The following is a 420-nucleotide window of genomic DNA, read 5'->3' on the forward strand; positions in this document are numbered from 1 at the left end:
ACAATATGTAACTGATAGACATAAAAAATGGACGCTCGAAGCGTCCATTTTTGTATCGGCGGCCAACCCCGATAAACTGTTTGAGTTGCAGTCTACGAGGTAAAGAAAGAAGACAACATCCACACCGCTAACACGATGAAAACTCCGCCCATCACTTTTTGCTGATAGGTACGAAACTTAGCATTTTCTACCAAAGATTTACCAATAGTACCCACTAACGCCACAAGTAAAAAGTTGAACGTCAAACCTAGCACATTCAGCAATAAACCCAGAACGAGCATCTGCTCACCCGAAGTCGCTTCAATACTCGTCGATACAAACTGCGGTAAGAACATCACGAAAAAAACCAACGCTTTAGGATTAAGCAGGTTACTAATAAGTGCTCGTTGGTAGTACGCTTTTGCAGCACGGTTGTCGCTT

1 protein-coding gene is annotated in these 420 nt (G+C 42.9%); it reads right to left on the reverse strand.

The genetic code is table 11. The features are described 5' to 3' along the window. Nucleotides 1-92 precede the first annotated feature (92 nt). Nucleotides 93-420: LysE family translocator (locus AB4232_RS22690; protein ID WP_372088115.1), on the reverse strand; the 328-nt coding region annotated here is incomplete at its 5' end.

Source organism: Vibrio sp. 10N.286.46.A8, assembly GCF_041470165.1.
In the GTDB taxonomy this organism is placed as follows: domain Bacteria; phylum Pseudomonadota; class Gammaproteobacteria; order Enterobacterales; family Vibrionaceae; genus Vibrio; species Vibrio tasmaniensis_A.